This window comes from Chamaesiphon minutus PCC 6605, assembly GCF_000317145.1.
Classification (GTDB): domain Bacteria; phylum Cyanobacteriota; class Cyanobacteriia; order Cyanobacteriales; family Chamaesiphonaceae; genus Chamaesiphon; species Chamaesiphon minutus.
Window position 1 is genome coordinate 3,711,643 of record NC_019697.1, and the last position, 22,507, is coordinate 3,734,149.

The following is a 22,507-nucleotide window of genomic DNA, read 5'->3' on the forward strand; positions in this document are numbered from 1 at the left end:
CGATCGCTGGTGACATGACTATATTTAAGCTCAAGCTGCAAAATAATGGCGATAGATAGGTTGTTAGATTCCCGATCTAGCAAGGTTTTCCTAATCTAAAATCTAGAATCCGAAATAGTACAATGATTTTGCTAGATGACTGTCGATAACCAGCCAGATCGTTATCATAAGCATAGGGGACTAATTGTAGCCTTCAGCCTCCCCAGAATTGAGATAACTATTTACGCCGCTAGATCGCTGGGAGCAATCCATGTATTCATTCGATCGAGATCGCTGGACACAAAAATCCCGTACCATCTTTCTGCGACAGCCGATCGATGACAAAGCTGCAAATGAGTCGATCGCCCAATTGATTTGTTTAGATCTAGAAGATCCAGAGACACCGATTCAACTGTACATTAATACCGAATCGGTATCAGTACAGCCCCTAAAAACAAGCGTGGCAGCAGGATTGGCAATTTATGACACCATGCGAAGCTTGCGATCGGAAATACATACAATTTGTACCGGAACTGCCGACTCGATCGGTTCTTTGCTTCTAGCGATCGGTAGTCCCGGCAATCGCTTGGCACAGTCGCACGCGCGCATTCGCTTGGCGCAGGCTGACGAGGTGACATTAACCAAAGGTACGGCTCAAGAAATCGAATCTGCTGCTAGATCGGTATTCAGACAAAGGCAAGTTTTGTATGAATTGTACGCCCAAGCCACGGGACAATCGATCGAAAGAATCGCCGCAGACACTGCCAAGCGGGAATACCTGTCTGCCACAGAAGCCCAAGCCTACGGACTGATCGATCGCATCCGCTAATCCTCGTCTTCTAAATCCTCCATATCGCCGCCGACAACCACGTCGCGAATCCGCAAACTCGGCCCACCAACGCCAACCGCCAAGCCACCTTGCCCAGCTTTACCGCAGCCGCCTGACTCATCCCAATAAAAATCGTCGCCGATCCCTTCGATGTCAGCTAGGGTTTTGAACACATTTCCCGACAGCGTGACATCCCGAACTGGCTCGGCAATTTCGCCATTGCGAATCATCCACGCCTCACCCGCACCAAAGGTAAACATCTCACCATTAGTCATCCCGCCCAACCAGTTGCGTGCGTAGACGCCTTCTTTGATACCCGCAAACAAATCGGCTACAGGCGTATGTCCGCGATCGATCCACGTATTCGTCATCCGCACGATCGGGGGATAATGATAATTTAAGCAGCGCGCATTGCCAGTGGCGGCTTCGTCCAATCGTCCCGCCGTCTCCCGCGAGTGCAATCGCCCTACCAGCTTGCCATCTTTAATCAATTGCGTCGTCGTTGCTGGCGTCCCCTCATCATCATACAAGTAGCTGCCCCGATGTCCTTCTGGTGCAGCTCCATCGAAGATTTGTAAATCCTGACAACCGAACCGCCGTCCCATCGTCATGGTTTCCAGCAGATCGGGATTCTCATAAATCGAATCAGCTTCAGAAAGGTGCCCAAATGCCTCGTGAACGAACAATCCAGTTAAAATGGGGTCGATCACCACAGTATAAGCATTGCCCTTGACAGGCGGCAGCGAGAGGGCAGCTACAGCCCGTTGCGCGGCACTTTCTACCTGGCGATCGAGTCCGATCGTGTCTTCATAAGCTTTGCGCGAACCGAGGGTTTCGCGTCCGGTTTGGACGGTATCTCCATCTCTGGCTGTCGCAGCAAAGCGGATTTCCATATCTATCCACGACTGCTCGATCAGGGTGCCTTCGGATGTGGCTAACACGATATGTTGCGCACTATCGCCATAACTGACGGAAGTCGTCGCAATCCGCCGATCTGTAGTCTGGAGAATGCGATTGTAATGCTCGCACATCGCCTTTTTACGCGCGATCGAAATCTCGCGTGGATCGGTACCAGTCAAGGGCAAACTACAGGTAGTTTGAATGATTTCGATCGGTGCCAAGATTGTTGTATCTTCGCCAATAATGCGCGCAGCGGCGATCGCTTCTTCAATTCTTTCGGCGAGCGTCTCTAGCCGATTGAAGCTGGCAAATCCCCAGCCACCTTTATAACAGGCGCGAACTTGTCCGCCAATGGCAAGATCTTCGCTCAGGGTTTCGACTTTATCGCCTCGGATCAGGATATCTGTTCCTTCCGATTCTTCTAGTCTGATCGCCAAATAATCTACGCGATCGCGGTAACGTTTAATTAAATCTGTCAGGCGGTTTTTGCTATCAACAACGATCGAAGGCATAGGTGAGGGAAGGGGATAGGGGTTAGGGGCTAGGGATTAGGGTTTAGGTTTTAGGCTTACATCTTGCATCAGTTTAGGTATGCTATTGCTTAGTGTAGACCCAGGGTACCCACAAGGGGCACCCCTACAAGTTATCTGTAGTTTCAGATTAATCGTAGGGTGGGCACTGCCCACCACATAGGTTTCAGGTAATTTCTGTCTAATAAATCTAATAAATCATTTGCGTCCAGCTACGTTAATGAGGCTTTTACAATAAGATAACTACCTAACCCGAAACTTGACAGCCGAAGACCGATGAATTATTACACAGCGATTTCAAATTACAATCAGTGGATGAACCAGAAGTTGTACGCTGTCTGCGCCGATATTACCGAGGTCGATCGCAAGTCAGATCGCGGGGCTTTTTTTAAGTCGATCCACGGTACTCTCAATCATATCGCGATCGCCGACCTGATTTGGTTGGGGAGATTTACCCAACAACCATTTGCTGCCAAACTCGACGCAGAACTCTATAGCGATTTTAGCGAGTTACGGGCACAACGGGAACGACTCGATCGAAGGATTATCGAATGGGCAAATAATTTAACTCCAGACTGGCTGAATGCGGATTTAACCTATACCAACAGTTCCGGCTTCACGCGCACGCTCCCACACTGGCTGCTGGTTACCCACATGTTCAACCATCAAACCCACCATCGCGGCCAATTAACCACTCTCCTCAACCAGATGGGTTACGATGCTGGCGTGACAGATTTACCTGCAATGCCTGAGTTTCAGGTTTAGAGTATGTTTGGAAAGGATCGGGTAGCACTCGTGCACCCTAGAAAATCCCCCCTAACCCCCTTTTTAAGGGGGGAACAGGATTAAAGTCCCCCTTTTTAAAGGGGATTTAGGGGGATTGACCCACTACAAACGGAGCAATTGGACTCATCCAAACATCCTCTTAGAACATGGATATTCGCCTGCGGGAAATTGAAGAACGCGGATTTACGACGATCGATTCATATCTCGATCCACACTCGATCGACTTACTCATTGCTGATATTACCGCTCTCGATCTTACATCAGGTCGGGCAGGAATTAGAAACCTGTTGGAATTACTCCCCAGTGTCAACAAATTGGCACACAGCCAGGAGATTCGATCGCTAGTAGAGCCAATTTTGGGCGATACCACACGGGTTGTCAGGGGGATATTTTTTGACAAACAGCCGAATGCTAACTGGAAAGTACCATGGCATCAAGATCTGAGCATTGCTGTCAAACAACATCTCGATCTACCAGATTATCACCCCCGATCGATTAAAGAAGGCATTCCCCACGTTCAGCCGCCAACAGCTATTTTAGAACGAATGCTAACGGTACGGATTCACCTAGATCGCACGGATGAGTGGAATGGAGCGTTAAAAGTCATCCCTGGCTCTCACCGTCATGGCAAATTGACTACCCCACAAATCAACGAATGGAAGCAACTCAATCGGGCGATTTCTTGCAATTGCCAAGCTGGGGGAATATTCCTAATGCGTCCATTATTATTACATTCATCCTCGATCGCCATCTTACCAAGTCATCGTCGGATCGTCCATCTTGAATACGCCGATCGTCAATTAGATAACGGACTAGAGTGGTATTACTAGGATCGATCGAGTTCCAAAAATCCGGTATTTATAGCAGAAGTAAGAAAACTAAATCTGCTTTTGGGCATACTCAATTATATCCCCTATCGCCGCTACATTCAGGATCGTTATAATATTTACAAGTTAATAACAAAAACAGGAGCTTACAAATCGAATAGAATTAATTAGTTACAGTGCTTATAAAATAAATAAACTTAATCTTAAATATGCATCACATATCAGATCGGTCAATAGATGATTATATCAGTCAAATTACGAAATTTAGCCAAAGCCAGAGGATTCCGACGCCCCAAGAACTGGACAGAATTGTTAGCGAATTGGGTATTACCGAAGAGCAGATGGCAGAAATTCAGAGAGTCTCTCAGGAACATCTGACTAGAGCTGATACTTATATGAAGCTGCGCCAATGGGACTATGCGATTGAAGAGCTAGAAAAAGGCATACCTTTAAATCCATTTAGTTTAGACACGATCTCATGTCTAGGCGAAGCGTATTTAGGTCGGTGGTGCTTAAAGCATAAACGAGCAGATGGAGTAAATCTGCAAACAGCAGCCCGAAAATGCTTACAGATTCAACCAGACTCACCGATTGCTATGAGCCTGCTGTCAAGATTTTATCGTTACTCTAAATGGCGTAGAAGTAGTCAGCTTATATTTGGTGCTATCTCGCTAGGTTTGATTGGAGGTGTTGTACTGGCAGCGACTCAAGATTCTTTAAGATCTCTAATAGTATCTCATACTCCAATCGGTACATTAATTGGCTATAAGGATAATATTGATACTGAGCGAGAAAGACTCTTGAGTACAGACAACAGGCAGGCTGAACTCAATCGACAAATTGAATCTTTTAAAACCCAACAGACTGCAATGCAAGCAGAAATTGAATCCCTTAAAACGAAGCAATCCTCGCTCCAAGCGGAAATCGAATCTCTTAAAACCGAGCACTCCGATCCAACATCTAATGAATCGGATAACCAAGCAACTCCCGATAATTTACCCTCTCCTGAAGCAAAACAACTACAGTAGTAGCAATAGTAGGGCACTGCCAGCCCTTTCAATACGAATACTATACCAGCAGATATGACTAGTGCTGAAGATGCGATCGTGTGGGTAAATCATGGCATACATCCTTCAAAATTCTCTATTCAAACTTGATTTAGCGATCGAATTTGACATCGATCCGATCGCCATGGCATCATATAATCATGATATATGATGCAAATTTTATGCTCAACATCAGTCGAGACATCAACTCTCTTTCTAATTTCAAGCGTAATACTGCTAGCTTCATCGATCGACTAAAAGACACAAAGTCACCACTAGTCCTCACTATTAATGGCGTATCCGAGCTAGTCGTCCAAAGTGCTGAAGGTTATCAGCAGCTACTCGATCGTATTGAGTATCTCGAAACAACGGCTGGAATTAGAAAAGGACTAGACGAGCTAGTCGAAGGACAATCGGTTGCAGCCATCCCAGCTCTAGAGGAACTGAGGAGCAAGCTCCAACAGCCTAAATCATGAACTACACTGTCGAAATTTTGCCGCAAGCACTCGATAATATTGAAGCTGCTTATCGTTGGATGGCGGATAATTTCAGTCCAGAACGTGCCGAGCAGTGGTATGACGAATTAATGGTAGCCGTTCGATCTTTGGAGAAGTTTCCTAATCGTGCGCCTCAAGCTCCAGAAGCGGCTGAGTTTGAACTAGATATTCGTCAGTTGTTTGTGGGTAAAGGTCGGCAATATCGAATTTTGTTCTTGGTTGAGAAGGGACGTGTTTCTATTTTGTATGTTCGTCATACTAGTCAATCTTGGTTGGAGCGAGAAGAATGAGATCTAGACTAAATACGATTGGGCTTTTGGGTAAATTATGGCATTCATTTGTCTAAATTTGCCATTCAAACCTGATTCAATCGTCTTAATATTTTACACGCAATCTGTAGGGGCGGGTTTATGCTATGTATTTTATATGTACAGATAACCTTAAACAAACCCGCCCGCCTCACTAATTATTCACGCATGTTTGTTCGCCTACAAATTGCAAAAGACGATCGACAGTTGCTGGTGGGGTTGGGCGGGTTTGTTCGATCCTGATGTACGGTCGCAAGCATTTCTTGCATAAACCTGCCCCTACAGGCTAATTGCATTCATGCAGATTAATTGTATGCAAAAATATCCCGACTTCTTCAAGAAGTCGGGGATATGGCATTACTTAAAACTAAATTAACCGATACTCGAAGGTTCTTTTTCTTTAGCTAAGAACTTCTCTAATTCCGTCAATGCTTCTGCATCGACTTTAGTTTGCATCGGACAGAACTTCGGCCCACACATCGAACAGAACTCGGCAGTTTTGTAGATGTCTGCGGGGAGAGTTTCGTCGTGATATTCCTTCGCCCGTTCGGGGTCGAGAGAAAGTTCAAATTGACGATTCCAATCGAAGTTGTAACGCGCTGTAGACAGCTCGTCATCGCGATCGCGTGCCCCCGGACGTTTGCGGGCGATATCGGCAGCGTGAGCGGCAATTTTGTAGGCGATCAGACCGTTGCGGACATCTTCAGCATTGGGTAAGCCCAGGTGTTCTTTGGGCGTCACGTAGCAGAGCATCGCGGTACCGTACCAGCCAGCCATTGCCGCGCCGATCGCGGAGGTGATATGGTCGTAACCGGGTGCGATGTCGGTGACAAGTGGCCCTAAGACGTAGAAAGGAGCCTCAGAGCACTCTTCCATCTGCTTTTTGACGTTGAACTCGATTTGATCCATCGGAACGTGTCCGGGGCCTTCTACCATCACTTGGATGTCATGTTCCCAGGCGCGACGGGTGAGGTTACCGAGGGTTTTGAGTTCGGCTAGTTGCGCTTCGTCAGATGCGTCGTGGGTACAACCAGGACGCAGGGAGTCGCCCAAACTAAATGACACATCGCATTTCTTGAAGATTTCGATGATGTCGTCGAAGTGGGTGTAGAGGGGGTTTTGCTTGTGGTGATGCAGCATCCACCGTGCTAAAATCCCACCGCCACGGGAGACGATACCTGTAATCCGATTGCGAACGAGCGGTAAATGTTCGATTAGAATGCCAGCGTGGATGGTTTGATAGTCTACCCCTTGCTGGGCATGTTTTTCGATAATGTGCAGAAAATCGTTGGGAGTGAGATTTTCGACATTACCGTGGACGCTTTCTAATGCCTGATAAATGGGTACGGTACCAATGGGTACGGGCGAATTTTTGATGATTTCGATCCGAATTTCATCTAAATTACCGCCACCAGTGGAGAGATCCATCACGGTATCGGCACCGTATTTGACAGCGAGGATCAGTTTATCGACTTCTTCTTGCATGTTAGAAGAGTTAGGCGACGCACCGATATTGGCATTCACTTTACACTTAGAAGCAATCCCGATCGCCATCGGTTCGAGATTGAGATGATTGGTATTTGCAGGGATAATCATCCGTCCGCGAGCGACTTCCGCGCGGATCAGATCCACGGGCAGGTTTTCGCGCTTGGCGACATGCTGCATTTCTTCGGTTTCTACTCCCTGACGCGCATAGTGCATCTGGGACACATTGGCTTGTCCGCTACGTTTGGCAATCCATTCAGCACGCATATTCAATTTCCTATCATAAACAGCTTCCCTCCGCTGGCATTACCCAGACTCAGGTGCAAGGGTATGTTCTCAGCCCGACTGGTTTCGGACACCCCTAGCTATAGCTGTAGATCCTAACATTTTCGATCGAGTTTGGGGTCGAGACGTTGCAAATTGTCTCGATCGATAGTTATTTTTGCTCTAATATTGGCAAATCTTGAATTTGAGCGGCAAACCATAGTGCTGCATTGCCATTATTGTTATTCATTCTGGCGATCGTTCGTTCTAGCAATTCAATTGGTAATCCTGAGAGCGCGACTGATTCACTACACTCTCGATACTTACCATCTACCAGTCGAAAAGCCAGAACTCTTTTTCCTTTGACATCGACTACCCAGTATTCGGGTATTTCTAATGCTAAATAGAGTTGTTTTTTTTCATCCAAATCGCTAGCTAGGGTAGTATCAGCAACCTCTACAACTAGATCGGGCAAGCGCGACTGACTCAGATTTATGCGGCGCGGTTCGCCCTCCACATACTGCGGCGAACCCTCACCGATATATAAAACTTCATCGGGTGATGCCCCTTGAGTTTGGGGTTTCTCGATGACACAACCACCTAGCAAGTCAAACTTGATACCTTCTATTCTGGAAAACCAGCAATAGAACAGCATTGTAAAAAGTTTATTAAACCTTGAGTGGCTGATGCCTTCATTACCCATATCTTCGATCCACAATGCTCCGAGATGAAAAAAGACGCGCTCTAGGTGACTATTGGTGTTTTCGACATGGTAGAGGTAGTCATCCCAAGTAGCCGAGTCGAGTCGCTTGACAATTACAGGTGGTGAGGTGCTAATAATTGCAGTCATGGGAGGTTGCCTCTCAATCTGGTGCTGTAGTTAGTTCAATCTTATCCCAAGTCTTTGAGGTGTCTGTATGCAGTAAGCGATCGATCTAGCAGCAAGAATAAAAGATTCGATCGCAAATATTCGGGGTTAGGAGTTCTCATTATTGAGCGTACCCACAGGGTCGAGCGGGGTTAATATGCGCCGCTCGACACACCACGATCGATCGTACAATTCAAAAGAGTAGAAAAAATTAGGGTGGGCACTGCCCACCGCATACGTTTCAAACGATCGATCCTAATCTAACTCAAGACCCAATTCACCAAAGTTCTAACTGGATGACCTGTCGCGCCAGCATTATTCACGCCGTTTTCCTTATCGCTCCAAACTGGCCCAGCTACATCTAAATGCGCCCAGGGCGTGTCTTTGACAAACTGTTTGAGGAATAGAGCTGCGGTAATCGAACCGCCACCGCGCGGGCCAGTATTTTTAAGATCGGCGATAGGTGATTTGATGCCGTCGAAATACTTGTCTGCCAAAGGCATTTGCCAGAAGTTTTCACCTGCTAGTTCTGCGGCGGCGAGGATGCCATCGGCTAGTGACTTGTCAGGACTCCACAAGCCGGAAATATCGTCACCGAGGGCGATGATGCAGGCACCCGTGAGGGTTGCTAAATCGACGATCGCGTCTAAGCCCAATTTATCGGCATAAACCAGCGCGTCAGCCAGGGTTAAACGGCCTTCAGCGTCGGTATTGTTGATTTCGATTGTTTTGCCATTTGAGGCGGTGAGGATGTCGCCAGGGTGCATGGCACGACCGCTAATCATGTTTTCGGTGACTGCACTAATGAAGTGAACTTCGACATCGGGTTTGATTTGACCGATGGCTTTGGCCGCTCCGAACATCGCCGCAGCACCACCCATATCCATTTTCATGGTTTCGATGCCGCTACCCGCACCTTTGATATTCAAGCCGCCGGAGTCGAAGGTTAAGCCTTTACCGACGATCGCGATTTTGCGGCGAGGTGTTCCGGTTGGTGTATAAGTGAGATGGATGAATTTCGGCGGCATCTCAGAAGCTTGCGCGACGCCTAAGAATGCTCCCATGCCAAGTGCTTCGCATTCGGCTTGTTCGAGGATTTTGAGTGCGAATCCATACTCTTTAGACATCTGTTCGGCTGTTTCGGCCATGCTCATCGGCGTGACGACATTGGCAGGTGCAGCGACTAGTTCGCGCGCCAAGATGACACCGTCGGTAATTGCTTGTGCTTTGGCAATGGCTGCATCGGTTCCGGCGGCGTCGAGCAGATGAACTTCTGCCAGCTTGAGCTGATTTTCGGGCTTGACTTCGGATTTGAAGCGATTGTCTTGGTGGAGTGCCAGGATTAAGCCTTCGCTAATAACTTGGGTGGTGGTGGCACTATCACTATTCCAGACGGGGAGACTGATGCCCAGGGTTTTGGCTTTTTCACGTTTGGCAGTACGGGCGATTGTCGCACCAGCTTTGCGGAGGGTGTCTAGTTTCAGCTCGTCTGCTTTACCCAAACCTACCAACATAATTTTCTGAACTGCGGTATCGACGCCGACACGAGTTACTGCACTGCTGGATTTGGCTCCTTTGAATTCAGTCTCTGCAATTAGTGCTGCGATGACGCTGCCCAGCTTAGTATTGAGTTCGGCAATATCGCCGCTGAGTTCGACAGCATCTTCATAAAACCCAATCGCCAAAAGATCTCCTGTCCAGTCTAGACGCGTTGTAGCGATCGCTTTGATATCCATATTTACGTTGCGTAGCGGTAATTTAAATAGTTTTGTGTTGCGGGAGTGTTCGGTTTGGCTCCCGCTGCTGACTCGAAGAGTCAATTACTCTCCTCATTGTAGCAATCCTCAGCACTATCATTTTTGGCATCTTACCAAAAGCCCTCTCGATCGCCTCTAAGATCGATATTGTCACTAGTGTCAATTCTGCTGCTAATGCAATAATTTAGCCGCTCGATTCGAGAGCGTTTAGATCGATCGAGGGTGCTTTCTTCAGCACTTTTTTATTTTTAAGTATAATCATGTATGTACCGATGGCATTTTATATCTACAGATAACCGTACTTTACCACCACTATTACTCTTGCATGGTTGGATGGGAAGCAGTCAAGATTATGTCGAACTTATCGATCGATTAAAATCTCAATTTTATTGCATCGCGATCGATTTACCAGGACACGGCAAAACTGAAGTTATCGATGAAGATAGAGGCTATGATTTCGTCAATACTGCCAGCGGAATCATTGAATTATTAGATAGTTTAAATATCGATCGAACATCGATCTCGGGTTATTCTTTTGGTGGTAGATTGGCATTATATCTCGTGCTAGAGTTTCCCGACAGGTTCGTTGGTGTAGCCTCTGGGAACGAGAATCGAATTATATTAGAATCGACATCTCCAGGTTTAGCAACTGCCTTGGAGCGACAAGTGAGAATCGATCGCGATCGCCAAATTATCGATCGATTAGCAACTACTAGTTTTGATAATTTCGTGCGTGATTGGTATCGCCAGCCGATATTTATCGGGATCGACTCTCGTCCAAATTTCCCCACTTTAATTCGCCGCCGGATCGCGACTAATAGACCGATTGATTTAGCTAAGTCTTTACAATATGCAGGCTTGGGAATGCAACCTTATTTAGGCGATAGGTTGAAATTATCTACTCGATCGATCTCATTAATTGTTGGCGCACTCGATGAGAAGTTCGTCGATCTCAGTCGCGAACTAGATCGAATGTGTCCGAGCATTACTCTGAATATTATTCCCAATTGTAGTCATAATATCCACTTCGAGCAGCCAGCTTTATGGCTCGAACAAATTAAGTCTCAATCTTTAGGAACCACAACAGTTGACTGAGTACTAGCGGCGATCGAGGGTTGGGTAGCAGAGGTAGACTCACTGAGATTATCGACATTAAGTGGAATACCAGTTAATTGACTCCAAATATAGTCGCGTTGATTGATTAATAAAATACTGACTAATGTTAGCGAAACGCCACACCATTGGAGTAAATCGAGTGCTTCGCCCAAAAACAGACTACCGAATAACAGTGCGAATACTGGAGTTAAGAAAGTCAAAGAACTCAGACTGGTAAGATTGCCTTTGGAGGCAAAGTAGAAGAACAAACCATAAGCGATCGCGCTGCCAAATATTGTCGAGTAGCCGATTGCCAGCCAATCATAACTATTAATCGCCGTCCACTGATTTGACTCCAAATAAAACGAACCGATCGCCAGCGGTACCCCGCCAATAATCATGTGCCAGCCCGTCGCAATCACCGGATCGACATACTTAGTAACAAAGGGGATTAAGATGGTTCCTACCGCCATTGAGAGGGCAGCTAAGAGCATTAACCATTCACCGCGATCTGATAACCCAGATAGATCGAATTGACTGGCTACCGGACTAGTGGCAATTTGACTCAACCAGTCGATCGGTAGTCCGATGCAGCTAATCCCTAATACCCCCAAAATTAGCCCACAGATCCCAATCGCGCCAATTCGCTCTTTAAATAACCAAGCAGAAAGCAAAGCCACTGCCAACGGTTGGGAATCAATCATCACCGAACCCAATCCCGCCGTAGTTCGCACCAATCCCGCCGCCAAAAAGCCCTGAAATAACGTGCCATCGACGATCGCAAACAGCAAGATCCACGCCCATGCTTGCCAGCTCTGCGGTTGCGCGCGCTTGGAAAGTGCCGCCACCATCAGCACGAGTACCCCCGCCGGAATCAGTCGCATTCCCGCCATGAACAGAGGCGTCGTATGCGGCATCACTCCTTTCATCGCCACCATTGCCGTCCCCCATAGAAAAAAGGGCATCACCAACAAAATCGATGTTAAGCTGAAAGAATATGGGGACTTGTTTAACTGCATGAATACTTAAATTGCGGCTCTTAACAAATTGTATATTTTCCTTACGAACTCTGCTAGGAATTAGGGGATAGGGGATAGGGAATAGGCTTTAGGCTTTCGGTTTTAGGCTTTAGGTACTGAAGATAGGTGTTACTCATTACCCATCCAGTCCCCCCGTCCCCCCGTCCCCCCGTCCCCTATCCCCTATTCACTATTCCCTATCCCCTATCCCCTCATCTATGTTCTGGCCGTTTAACAAGAAAGCTACTAAACAAATTGCGCGCATTGAGATTGCTGGTGCGATCGGTAGTGGTACGCGCAAAGCTGTATTAAAAGCACTCAAAGAAGTTGAAGAACGCAAATATCCGGCATTAGTGCTGCGGATCGATAGCCCTGGTGGGACTGTCGGCGATTCTTACGAAATTTATCAGGCACTGGTACGACTGCAATCTAAGCTGAAAATAGTTGCCAGCTATGGCAATATTTCGGCTTCTGGGGGCGTTTACATTGGGATGGGTGCGCCGCACATTATGGCCAATCCCGGTACTCTCACGGGCAGTATCGGGGTAATTCTGCGCGGAAATAATCTAGAGAAATTACTCGATCGCGTGGGTGTATCGTTTAAAGTCATCAAATCGGGACCTTATAAAGATATCTTGTCGTTCGATCGCCAATTGACTGCGGAAGAGGAACAAATCCTTCAAACTCTCATCGATAGTACTTACGAGCAATTTGTGAATACAGTTGCCGAATCTCGGCATCTCGAACCCGCTACGGTCAAAACCTTTGCCGACGGACGTATTTTTACGGGCGAACAAGCGGTAGAATTTGGAGTGGTCGATCGACTGGGTTCGGAAGAAGATGCTAGGCTGTGGGCGGCGGAATTAGCTGGGTTAGATCCCGACAAGGCGAAACTGCACACGATCGAAGAACGCAAGCCCCTATTGACGAGATTATTACAAAATCAAGTTTCTGGGTTCTCAACAGTAGTATCGACCGCAGATTGGGTACAATTTGAACTAAGCACTAACGGACAACCTTTGTGGTTATATCGTCCCTAAGTAGCGTAATCTATAGAAAATTTTGCGGAGGGCGATCGCGTGGAGTGGCAGATGAGGGCAATTCGAGGGGCAACGACAGCAAGTGAAAATACCGAAGTAGCGATTTCTGTCGCTGTCGCCGAACTGTTGCAAGAATTGGAGTATCGCAATCGGATCGATCCGGATCGAATTGTCAGCGTGATTTTTACTGCTACTAAAGATCTCGATGCGGTATTTCCCGCTGCCATCGCCCGCCGCCTCTACCCCAATTGGCAAGATGTCGCACTAATGGACGTTCAACAAATGCACGTCGAAGGTAGTCTTCCCCGCTGTATTCGCTTCCTGATCCACGCCCATCTCCCTATTGATGCCAAAATTTATCACCCCTATTTACGCGGCGCGAGTAATTTACGTCCCGATCGGAGCTTGGTTAGTTAAGAATTGAGAATTGAGAATTTCAGAGTACCCATAAGGGGCATTCCTGCGGATTAATTGTGTAGGGGTGCCCCTGCTAATGCCTAAGCAATGTCATCACATCAATCGGCGGATTCTGCACAAGAGGGGCTAGCAGATAGCCTAATGTGTCCGATCGTAGGAATTGGGGCTTCAGCGGGCGGGTTAGAAGCATTTACCCAACTGCTCGAACACCTACCGACAGATACGGGGATGGCGTTCGTGCTGGTTCAGCATTTAGATCCCACACATGCTAGCCTCCTGACGCAAGTGTTAGCAAAAATAACGGCGATGCCCGTTGCCGAAGTTGCTGATGGGGTGGCGGTGATGCCCGATCGAGTATATGCGATCCCGCCCAACCGCGAATTAATCTTGGTCGGCAATAACCTCAAGCTTTTGGCGCGTCGGCAAGATCGCCGTCGGTTTTTACCGATCGATCGGTTTTTTCAATCTTTAGCAACAGATCGCCAACATCTGGCGATCGCGGTGGTATTATCGGGTGCCGATGGCGATGGCTCGATCGGATTAGCCGCAGTCAAAGCGGCTGGGGGGATTACCTTCGCTCAAGATATTGCCTCGTCCAAATTTGAGGGAATGCCAAAACACTCGATCGCGACAGGTTGTGTCGATTTTATCTTACCACCAGAGGCGATCGCGGCGGAATTAGGCGCGATCGGTCGTCACTCCCGTGTCGCTCGTATCCCGCAGCACTCATCAGTGAAGTCAGTTGTGGGCGAGAATCAGAGCGAGTCGATCGCGAAGATTTTCAACCTACTCAGAACCGAAAAAAGTGTTGACTTTACAGGTTATAAGCCTGCTACGCTCAAACGGCGGATCGTGCGCCGGATGGCTTTACATGATTTGGAACGGTGGGATGATTACGTCCGTTTTCTTCAGACTAATCCGGCAGAATTACACGAGTTAGAGCGCGATCTGTTGATTAATGTCACTAGTTTTTTCCGCGATCCCGCAATTTTTAATGCTTTCAAAAACACGGTATTTGCGGAGATTGTTGCCCAAAAATCTCCAGGAGTGCCGATTCGGATTTGGGTGGCGGGTTGCTCGACTGGCGAAGAAGCCTACTCGTTAGCGATGTGCTTGTTAGAATATTTAGAAGAATGCCAGATTCAGATCCCGATTCAGATTTTTGCGACTGATATTAGTGAAGCCGCAATTGCAATCGCCAGAAGAGGCATCTATAAACCGGGGATGATGGGTAGAGTTACAAGCGATCGATTGCACCGCTTTTTTGTCGAAGTTGAGGATGGTTATCAAATCGGCAAATCTGTTCGCGAGTTGTGTGTTTTTGCCAGACAAAATCTGATTGCCGACCCGCCTTTTTCGCAACTCGATCTGATTAGTTGTCGGAATGTATTAATTTATTTAGGCGCGGACTTACAAAAACGATTGATTCCAATTTTTCACTATGCTCTCAAACCCAATAGTTTTTTGATGTTGGGTACTTCCGAAAGCATCGGTAAATTTTCTGATTTATTCGTACCTGTAGATAATAAATCTAAAATTTATGCGCGCAAATTGGCACCAAAAAGTCCATATCTAAAATTTAATAGTAGCGAGCGCGCTCTCAAAAAAGTGAAGCCCATGATGCCGATAGATGAAGATAGTCGCAACGATCGAGATTTACTCCAACAGGCAGATCGGCTCGTCCTCGATCGCTATGCACCTGTTGGCGTGACGATCGATAATGACATGAATATCGTCCAATTTCGCGGCCAGACTGGAAATTATCTCGAACCACCCACGGGCAAACCGAGCTTCAATCTGTTCAAAATGGCCAAACCCGAATTAGCAGTCGAATTACGTGCCGTCGTCCATCAGGCTAGGCAACAGCAAGAAATCATTCGGCAAGAAGGTGTGCAGGTAAAAACTGCCGATGGGATAAAAACGATCGCGATCGAAGCGATCCCATTTCAGAGCGGTACAGATGGTAGACCCTATTTATTAGTTCTATTTCAGGAATCGGCAATCGCTGTTGATGCAGCTACACCCGCGCTCGTCCAGTCGAAAAAGGGCAAGCAAGCAGCCTTAGATCGAGAAAATACCCGACTCCTCCAAGAACTAACGACGACGCGAGAATGTTTAGAGGCAATTATTGAGGAGCAAGAATCGACCAATCAAGCTTTACAAGTAGCAAATGAAGAGATTTTATCGAGTAATGAGGAGCTACAAAGTACGAATGAAGAGTTAGAAACCTCTCAAGAAGAGTTACAGGCAACTAACGAAGAATTGCACACCATTAATGAAGAACTCAATAGCCGCAATAGCGAACTCAGTCAGATTAATAACGACCTTCAGAATTTGTTGAGCAGCATTAATATTCCGATTCTGATGCTCGATGGCGAGTTGCGAATTCGGCGGTTTTCCGCGCTAGCGCAACAAATTTTTAACCTGATTCCGACAGATTTAGGGCGACCATTTAGCGATATTAAACCCAAGATATCGATTCCAGATCTGAGCGAATCAATTCTGGAGGTGATTCAGACATTAGCCACCAAAGAGCAAGAGGTACAGGATCGGACAGGGAATTGGTATAGTTTGCGGATTCGACCATACCGGACGAGCGACAATCGGATCGATGGGGTGACGATCGGGTTAATCGATATCGATACGATGGTGCGCAATGCGGCAGTCGTCGAAGCCGCACGGGACTATGCCAATGCAATCGTCGAAACTGTCCACCAACCCCTGCTGGTGTTAGATGCAGACTTATGCGTAATTCGCGCCAATCAATGTTTTTACGAATCTTTTGGACTGACACCCGATCGCACCGAGCGGCAATCGATCTTTGAGTTGGAGGATCGGGTGTGGGATATTCCGAGTTTGCGATCGCTGCTCGAAACCGCGATCGATCGAGATACCGAGTTTCAAGACTTTGAGGTCATTCATACCCGTCCTGCCGAATCACCGCGCATTCTTTTACTCAATGCACGCAAAATTAGAGACGATCGTCAAGAAGATAGTATTCTGCTAGCGATCGAAGAAATTACCGCCCGTCGCCAATCCGAAGCTCAGATCCAAGAATCCCTCGCCGAAAAGGAAGTATTACTGGGAGAAATCCATCATCGGGTCAAAAACAATCTCCAAATTGTTTCTAGTCTGCTGAGTCTGCAAAACAATCGCGTCACCGATTCACAAGCGAACACAATTCTCCAAGATAGTCAAAACCGTGTCAGTGCGATGGCAGCAATCCACGAGATTTTGTATCGATCGTCTAATTTAGCAGCTCTCAACTTTGATGAATACGTTCGCACCTTGGTCGATAATCTGTTTGCAAGCTACACCGTCGATCGAGCGGCGATTTCCCTGAGTGTGGAAGTGTCACCAGATGTAGATATCGATGTCGATCGAGCCGTGTTGTGTGGCTTAATTATTAACGAATTAGTCACTAACGCTCTCAAATATGGCTTTGCAGACGGTCGGGAAGGTGAATTATCGATCCACTTAATAAGTAGTAACCAGATCCTGACATTAGCCGTGGCAAATAACGGTCGGGAACTACCCCTAGATTTTGATATTCGTAACATTCGATCGATGGGACTCAATCTAGTCATGTCTCTGGTTAAACAAATCAAAGGCGAACTAACTGTAGAAACCGGGGCGATGACTGTGTTTAAAATCACCTTTCCCAAATCAATCTAGTAGCCTACTGTGTAAATCTAGTTACTATTTTGGCGACTTTTCGCGCACCAAGCAGCAAGAGAAGACAGGGAGCAGGGCGCAATGCGGTTGCAGAAATCTGTCAAATCTCCCAAAAGATAGATTTATAGATGTATCTTCAGTTTTACAATCATTGAGCGCAAATTAATAAAAAAGTTTAAGTTACAGCGCGATTTAAACCAGATACTTCGCAAGAGCTTAATACTATAGAGAGATCGGAAGATACCGATCTGCGGTTATTCCTCAGATCCTCACTACCTATTGGCTAGCCACTTGTAATGACGAATATACTCGTAGTTGAAGATGAATCGATTGTCGCTTGGGATATTAAAGAAACCTTAGAAAAATTAGGTCATCAGGTCGTCGATTTGGTGGTTTCTGGAACCGAAGCAATTCGAGCCGCGACAACTAGCCGCCCCGATTTAGTCCTGATGGATATTCGGTTAGCAGGAGAGATGGACGGTATTACGGCTGCGAATGAGATTTATCGGCAATTAAATATTCCGGTGGTTTATCTTACCGCTCACGCCGACGAAGATACTCTAGCGCGGGCGATAAAAACCGCACCCTTCGGCTACTTGAGTAAACCTTTTCAAGCGCAATCGTTACAGAGCACGATTAAGGTGGCACTCGAACGTTACAAAGTCGAAGCCTCTGCCCAGATGACTCAAGCGTGTTTGGGGGAGACTTTAGACAATCTAGGCAGTGGCATTATTATCACCGATCGGCAGGGATTGGTGACTTTTATCAATCCGATCGCTCAAACACTGACAGGTTGGAGTTTGATAACCGCTGTGGGTGTAAAGATCGAGCGAATTTACCCTCTCATCTGGGAAATAGACGGCACCGCGATCGAGAATCCCAGTAGGCAAGCGATGCGGTTGAAACAATGTATCAAATCGCCCGATCGCGCTTGGCTAGTCACCAAAGATCGATCGGAAATACCGATTCTTGATAGTGCTACACCGATTGTTAAGCCTGACGGTGAGATTGTCGGCAGTGTGGTGGTGTTTCAAGATAAAACCCCGCAGATTGCTGCTGAGATCGATCTATGGGAGCACAACCAAGATCTAGAAGCTTTTCAATTTAAGTTAATCTCTCGACTCCAAGTCAAGACTGCCGAATATCAACAAGAGATCGCCTGCACGGGGGTAATGGATCGTCTCCTAGAGCTAGCTCAGACGGCTCCTCACACCAAACGCATAGACTCAATCGACTTTGCGCTCCAACAATTAGGAATGGCCATTGATGCCGATTATTGTTGGGCTACTGTTTACGATCGCAAGCAGGGTACAGCCAGAATTTGCTGCGAATATATCAATACAGACCGTCAGATTTATCCGATTAGTAAAATCGGTCAACAGATAGACTTATTTCAATATCCTCAGTTCTACAATTATTTATTTGAAAGCGAAAATTGGATCGATCCGCCCTTAGAGATCCTGCCTACTGTTTACCTCGATCTCTTCAATTTTACAGACCGAATCTTGATTTGCCCGATCGCGCGCGAGTTGCCAAAAGTGGCAGACCGTTTTGGGCACCAACATCCTGAAACGCTCGGTGAAGTTGGGATCGTCGGCAAGGGCAGTCCAGATTGGACGGTAGAGAGCGCGCGCACGATCGCGCAAATCTTTCGTTATGCAGTTTATCTGTTTGATTGATAATATCTTCACTCGCCAATCTTGAAAACAAATTCATTAATAAAACTTTCAGATGCGAAGCTGCGGTGTGCTTCTGCTCCCCCCTATCCATTATTGAGCCACTGCTCGTGACTAACATACTTATAGTTGAAGACGAAAGTATCGTCGCTTGGGATATCAAAGAAACTTTAGAAAAATTAGGTCATCAGGTCGTCGATCTGGTCGGTTCGGGAGCCGAAGCAATTCGATCGGCCACAACTAGCCACCCCGATCTGGTCTTAATGGATATCCGCTTGGCAGGAGAAATGGATGGAATTAGGGCTGGAGCCGAGATTTACGAGCGATTAAACATTCCCGTTGTCTACATAACAGCTAATGCCGACGAGCGCACCTTAGAGCGGGCAACTCAAACCAATCCCTTTGGCTATATTATCAAACCGTTTCAATGGCAAACGTTGCAGAGCACGATTAAAGTCGCACTCCAACGCCATCGTAGTGAATTAGCTACTAATTTGAATCGATCGGGTTTGACAAATACCTTAAATAGTATCGGCAAGGGTATTATCGTTACCGATCGACAAGGGGTAGTGACATTTATCAACTCGATGGCTCAAGAGTTAACTGGTTGGACTGCGACAGAAGCACTCGGCAAACAGATCGGGGATGTTTTTCGCTTGCATTGGGAGTCAGATGGCATGGCGATCGAAAATCCGGGGATGCGTGCCATGCGATTGCAACAGCCAGTAAATTCACCCCATCGCTGTTGGCTAGTGACTAAATATGGTGCAGAAATCCCGATCTCCGATACTGCGACCCCGCTCTACCAGTCAGATGGTGAAGTTGTCGGCAGTACGATCGTATTTGACAATAATATCGAGCGACTCAGTGCTGAGATGGATTTACTGGAGCACAACCAAGATCTCGAAGATTTTCAACTCAACTTAATCTGCCAACTTCAAATCAAGACTGCCGAATATCGACAAGCAACCGCCTGTCTTGAGGTATTGAATAATATCTTCGATCGAGTTCGTACCGCCACCACTGAAACCGAGCTACTCCACGACGCGCTCCAGCACTTAGGGATGGCTCTCGCTGCCGATTACTGTTGGTGTACTATTCATGACAGCCAAGACAGTACAGCCAGAATTATTAGTGAATATGTTAACACCGAACATCATATTTACCCTGCCAGCAAAGTTGGCCAGAAGATTAACATGCTGCGGTATCCTCAATTCTACAATTATCTATGTGAGGGCAAAAGTTGGATCGATCCACCTGCTGAGATTACGCCCGAACAATATCTAGGTCTTGTCGATCCAGCCGCTCAGACGATCGTTTGTCCGATCCTGGCTGCTGCCCCAGGAGCCGAATATGCGCTCGATCGGATTGAGGATTGGGCGATCGGGGAAATCGGCATCGTCAATACGGGGAAACCACTATGGACATCCGACCAAGCTCGCCTCATCAGCCAAATATTCAGCTATGCAGTCAAATTTTTTCGGTAAACACATCGTGAATCGCTCGCTCGAACATCTTTGGCGAAGCCTCGCCAAATGAGCATCTCCCATTCCTTAAAATGGCTCGATAGCCTCAAAGATGAGTTCCGAAAGTCGCTCTTAGATATCAATCGCGCGATGCGGATTTCAGCAGAAATTCTCCAAGACCAAATTCGCTCGATCGATCTCAATACAGCTAATTCAGCAGTCGTCGAGCAACATCGATCGATGCATCATGGACTAGCTTTTAACCTGCAAATATTGCAAGCGGAATGGCAACGACAATTTCAGCTCATCGATATTTTAATCGCTCTACAAACTAACTATAAAACTCATCCGATTCAATCTTTGAGCGATGTTGAATTCCGTAACTGGATTGGCGATATCGCGAACGAATGCAACACGATCGCCTACCGATATCAGCACCAAATCGGTCATACAATTAGCGATCGACTACCGCAAAACTTGTCCTATCCGTTCACTATTATCGAACTAATTGCGATCGAAATGTTTGAAAATGCTTGTAAATATACTCCACTGCGACACCCGATCCGATTGGAAGTAAATGTCTGCGATCGTCAGTTGCAGTTGGCTGTTGTCAGTACGGGTATCCAACTATCCGCACGGGAATTAGAGCTGCTGTTTCTCCCTTTTGCCCACGATGCCCCAGAATTTGCGGCAACATCTGGTATTACTAGTTTGGGTTTATCGGTAATCGACAAGTTAATCCCGCTCTTAGGTGGCAATATTCAATTCACTACCGATCGTGACGCGACGCGCTCGATCTTGACTGTGCCAGCAGCTTGAGGGTGGATGGATAATAGACAACCAGGCAGCCCTACCCCCTAGCTCTGCTGATTTGCCCGCAATTGCCCGCAAGCAGCACTCGCACCTAAGCCTTTAGAATATCGCACGCTGACGGCGATATGCTGCTGTTCTAAGACATCGACAAAGGCTTTAATATCTCTAGGTGTCGGTCGATCGAAATCGGCATCCTCGATCGGATTGTAGGGAATTAGATTAACATGGGTTTGAAAGCCGCGTAATTGACTGGCTAATTCGGCAGCCTGTTTGGGATCGTCATTGACGCCTGCTAGGAGGATATATTCCACGCTCAGCCTTCTGCCAGTGATGCGGACATAATCGCGACACTCGTCGAGCAGATCCTCAATTGGGTAATGTTCCGCCGTAGGGACGAGCTTGGTACGCAGTCTTTGAGTGGGTGCGTGGAGACTAACTGCCAGGGTGACTTGGAGTTCGTGTTCGGCGAGTTCGTGAATTTTACCAGGTATTCCCACGGTAGAGACAGTAATCGATCGCTGCGAAATCCCGATATCTTTATTTAAACACTGTACGGCTTTAACGACATTATTCAGGTTCGCCAATGGTTCGCCCATGCCCATAAACACCACATGACTGACGCGCTCGTTGAAATCTTCCTGTACGGTTAATACCTGATCGATAATTTCGTGCGGCTGGAGATGGCGCATAAATCCACCCTTACCAGTCGCGCAAAAAGTGCAAGCCATCGCGCAGCCAACCTGAGACGATACGCAGACTGTCAGTCGCTTCGCCGTGGGAATGCCAACTGCTTCGATGATTTGCCCATCTTGAAGCTCCAGCAAGTACTTGATCGTACCATCGGTAGCCACGGCGCGGTGATGGATCTTCGATCGACCGATCGGGGTATCCTTGACTGTCTCCCGCCACTGCTTAGAAAATACGGTAATATCGGCCAGCGATTTGGCACCCTGCTGATAAATCCACTGATATAGTTGCTTGCCGCGATAAGCTGGCTGACCCTGCGCCTGTACCCAAGTAGTCAATTCTGCTAAACTCAAGCCTAGTAATGGGGTAATCGCGATCTGAGAATCTGGTTCTAAAGTAATGACAGACATGTTTTGGAAGGTTATGATGACGGGAGGCGAGCGAAAACTGAATACTGGCAACGAGATCTACACGTATTTAAGGGCAATCGACAGGCTGAATGCTGAATATCGATCGGTTCTTTTTGTGTCTAACTGGGAATAA

19 protein-coding genes and 1 riboswitch are annotated in these 22,507 nt (G+C 47.0%); of the genes, 13 read left to right on the plus strand and 6 right to left on the minus strand.

What is annotated here, in order from left to right:
• Positions 1-250 precede the first annotated feature (250 nt).
• A complete protein-coding gene (locus CHA6605_RS16995) occupies positions 251-808 on the plus strand; it encodes an ATP-dependent Clp protease proteolytic subunit (protein WP_015160642.1) in 558 nt (185 codons plus the stop codon).
• On the opposite strand, the gene CHA6605_RS17000 is transcribed toward CHA6605_RS16995, so the two are convergent.
• Positions 805-2,220: a TldD/PmbA family protein gene (locus CHA6605_RS17000; protein WP_015160643.1), complete on the minus strand. Its 1,416-nt coding sequence runs from the start codon at positions 2,218-2,220 to the stop codon at positions 805-807. The genes CHA6605_RS16995 and CHA6605_RS17000 overlap by 4 nt on opposite strands.
• 294 nt (positions 2,221-2,514) lie before the next feature.
• Here CHA6605_RS17000 and CHA6605_RS17005 point away from each other — a divergent pair, with 294 nt between their 5' ends.
• From CHA6605_RS17005 to CHA6605_RS17025, 5 genes are all read left to right on the plus strand, one after another.
• Positions 2,515-3,003, plus strand: a complete 489-nt coding sequence (locus CHA6605_RS17005) for a DinB family protein (RefSeq protein WP_015160644.1) — start codon at positions 2,515-2,517, stop codon at positions 3,001-3,003.
• Positions 3,004-3,170: 167 nt separating this feature from the next.
• On the plus strand, positions 3,171-3,854 hold the full coding sequence (locus CHA6605_RS17010) for a phytanoyl-CoA dioxygenase family protein (protein WP_015160645.1): 684 nt from the start codon (positions 3,171-3,173) through the stop codon (positions 3,852-3,854).
• Positions 3,855-4,192: 338 nt separating this feature from the next.
• The gene (locus tag CHA6605_RS31755) at positions 4,193-4,879 is read left to right on the plus strand and encodes a hypothetical protein (RefSeq protein WP_157260021.1); all 687 of its coding nucleotides are present in this window, start codon (positions 4,193-4,195) and stop codon (positions 4,877-4,879) included.
• A gap of 179 nt (positions 4,880-5,058) precedes the next feature.
• Positions 5,059-5,373 carry a type II toxin-antitoxin system Phd/YefM family antitoxin gene (locus tag CHA6605_RS17020; protein WP_015160647.1) on the plus strand — a complete coding sequence of 105 codons (315 nt, stop codon included), beginning with the start codon at positions 5,059-5,061 and terminating at the stop codon, positions 5,371-5,373.
• Positions 5,370-5,684 (plus strand): type II toxin-antitoxin system RelE/ParE family toxin, encoded by a 315-nt coding sequence (locus CHA6605_RS17025; RefSeq protein WP_015160648.1) that lies wholly within the window; start codon positions 5,370-5,372, stop codon positions 5,682-5,684. Before CHA6605_RS17020 ends, CHA6605_RS17025 begins: the two co-directional genes overlap by 4 nt.
• 390 nt (positions 5,685-6,074) lie before the next feature.
• On the opposite strand, the gene thiC is transcribed toward CHA6605_RS17025, so the two are convergent.
• From thiC to CHA6605_RS17040, 3 genes are all read right to left on the minus strand, one after another.
• A complete protein-coding gene (gene thiC / locus CHA6605_RS17030; RefSeq protein WP_015160650.1) occupies positions 6,075-7,454 on the minus strand; it encodes a phosphomethylpyrimidine synthase in 1,380 nt (459 codons plus the stop codon).
• 8 nt (positions 7,455-7,462) lie between these two features.
• Positions 7,463-7,560, minus strand: a riboswitch (TPP riboswitch).
• A gap of 63 nt (positions 7,561-7,623) precedes the next feature.
• Positions 7,624-8,301, minus strand: a complete 678-nt coding sequence (locus CHA6605_RS17035) for a Uma2 family endonuclease (RefSeq protein WP_015160651.1) — start codon at positions 8,299-8,301, stop codon at positions 7,624-7,626.
• A gap of 278 nt (positions 8,302-8,579) precedes the next feature.
• Positions 8,580-10,055: a leucyl aminopeptidase gene (locus CHA6605_RS17040; protein ID WP_015160652.1), complete on the minus strand. Its 1,476-nt coding sequence runs from the start codon at positions 10,053-10,055 to the stop codon at positions 8,580-8,582.
• A gap of 285 nt (positions 10,056-10,340) precedes the next feature.
• Between CHA6605_RS17040 and menH the strand changes: the two genes are divergently transcribed.
• Positions 10,341-11,171 carry a 2-succinyl-6-hydroxy-2,4-cyclohexadiene-1-carboxylate synthase gene (gene menH, locus CHA6605_RS17045; RefSeq protein WP_015160653.1) on the plus strand — a complete coding sequence of 277 codons (831 nt, stop codon included), beginning with the start codon at positions 10,341-10,343 and terminating at the stop codon, positions 11,169-11,171.
• Here menH and CHA6605_RS17050 read toward each other — a convergent pair.
• Complete coding sequence (locus CHA6605_RS17050) at positions 11,141-12,190, minus strand: DMT family transporter (RefSeq protein ID WP_015160654.1); 1,050 nt, start codon at positions 12,188-12,190, stop codon at positions 11,141-11,143. The two genes, menH and CHA6605_RS17050, sit on opposite strands and share 31 nt — an antisense overlap.
• Positions 12,191-12,408: 218 nt before the next feature.
• Here CHA6605_RS17050 and sppA point away from each other — a divergent pair, with 218 nt between their 5' ends.
• The 6 genes from sppA (at position 12,409) to CHA6605_RS17080 (ending at position 21,283) form a co-directional block, all read left to right on the plus strand.
• Complete coding sequence (gene sppA / locus CHA6605_RS17055) at positions 12,409-13,230, plus strand: signal peptide peptidase SppA (protein ID WP_015160655.1); 822 nt, start codon at positions 12,409-12,411, stop codon at positions 13,228-13,230.
• A gap of 51 nt (positions 13,231-13,281) precedes the next feature.
• The gene (gene aroH, locus CHA6605_RS17060; RefSeq protein ID WP_015160656.1) at positions 13,282-13,647 is read left to right on the plus strand and encodes a chorismate mutase; all 366 of its coding nucleotides are present in this window, start codon (positions 13,282-13,284) and stop codon (positions 13,645-13,647) included.
• Between the two features lie 87 nt (positions 13,648-13,734).
• Positions 13,735-17,322 (plus strand): chemotaxis protein CheB, encoded by a 3,588-nt coding sequence (locus CHA6605_RS17065; RefSeq protein WP_015160657.1) that lies wholly within the window; start codon positions 13,735-13,737, stop codon positions 17,320-17,322.
• 296 nt (positions 17,323-17,618) lie between these two features.
• Positions 17,619-19,001: a response regulator gene (locus CHA6605_RS31760; protein ID WP_015160658.1), complete on the plus strand. Its 1,383-nt coding sequence runs from the start codon at positions 17,619-17,621 to the stop codon at positions 18,999-19,001.
• 107 nt (positions 19,002-19,108) lie between these two features.
• Positions 19,109-20,485: a response regulator gene (locus tag CHA6605_RS31765; RefSeq protein ID WP_051038916.1), complete on the plus strand. Its 1,377-nt coding sequence runs from the start codon at positions 19,109-19,111 to the stop codon at positions 20,483-20,485.
• Positions 20,486-20,533: 48 nt separating this feature from the next.
• On the plus strand, positions 20,534-21,283 hold the full coding sequence (locus tag CHA6605_RS17080; protein ID WP_015160660.1) for an ATP-binding protein: 750 nt from the start codon (positions 20,534-20,536) through the stop codon (positions 21,281-21,283).
• Between the two features lie 38 nt (positions 21,284-21,321).
• On the opposite strand, the gene rlmN is transcribed toward CHA6605_RS17080, so the two are convergent.
• Positions 21,322-22,374: a dual-specificity RNA methyltransferase RlmN gene (gene rlmN / locus CHA6605_RS17085; protein ID WP_015160661.1), complete on the minus strand. Its 1,053-nt coding sequence runs from the start codon at positions 22,372-22,374 to the stop codon at positions 21,322-21,324.
• Between the last annotated feature and the right edge of the window lie 133 nt (positions 22,375-22,507).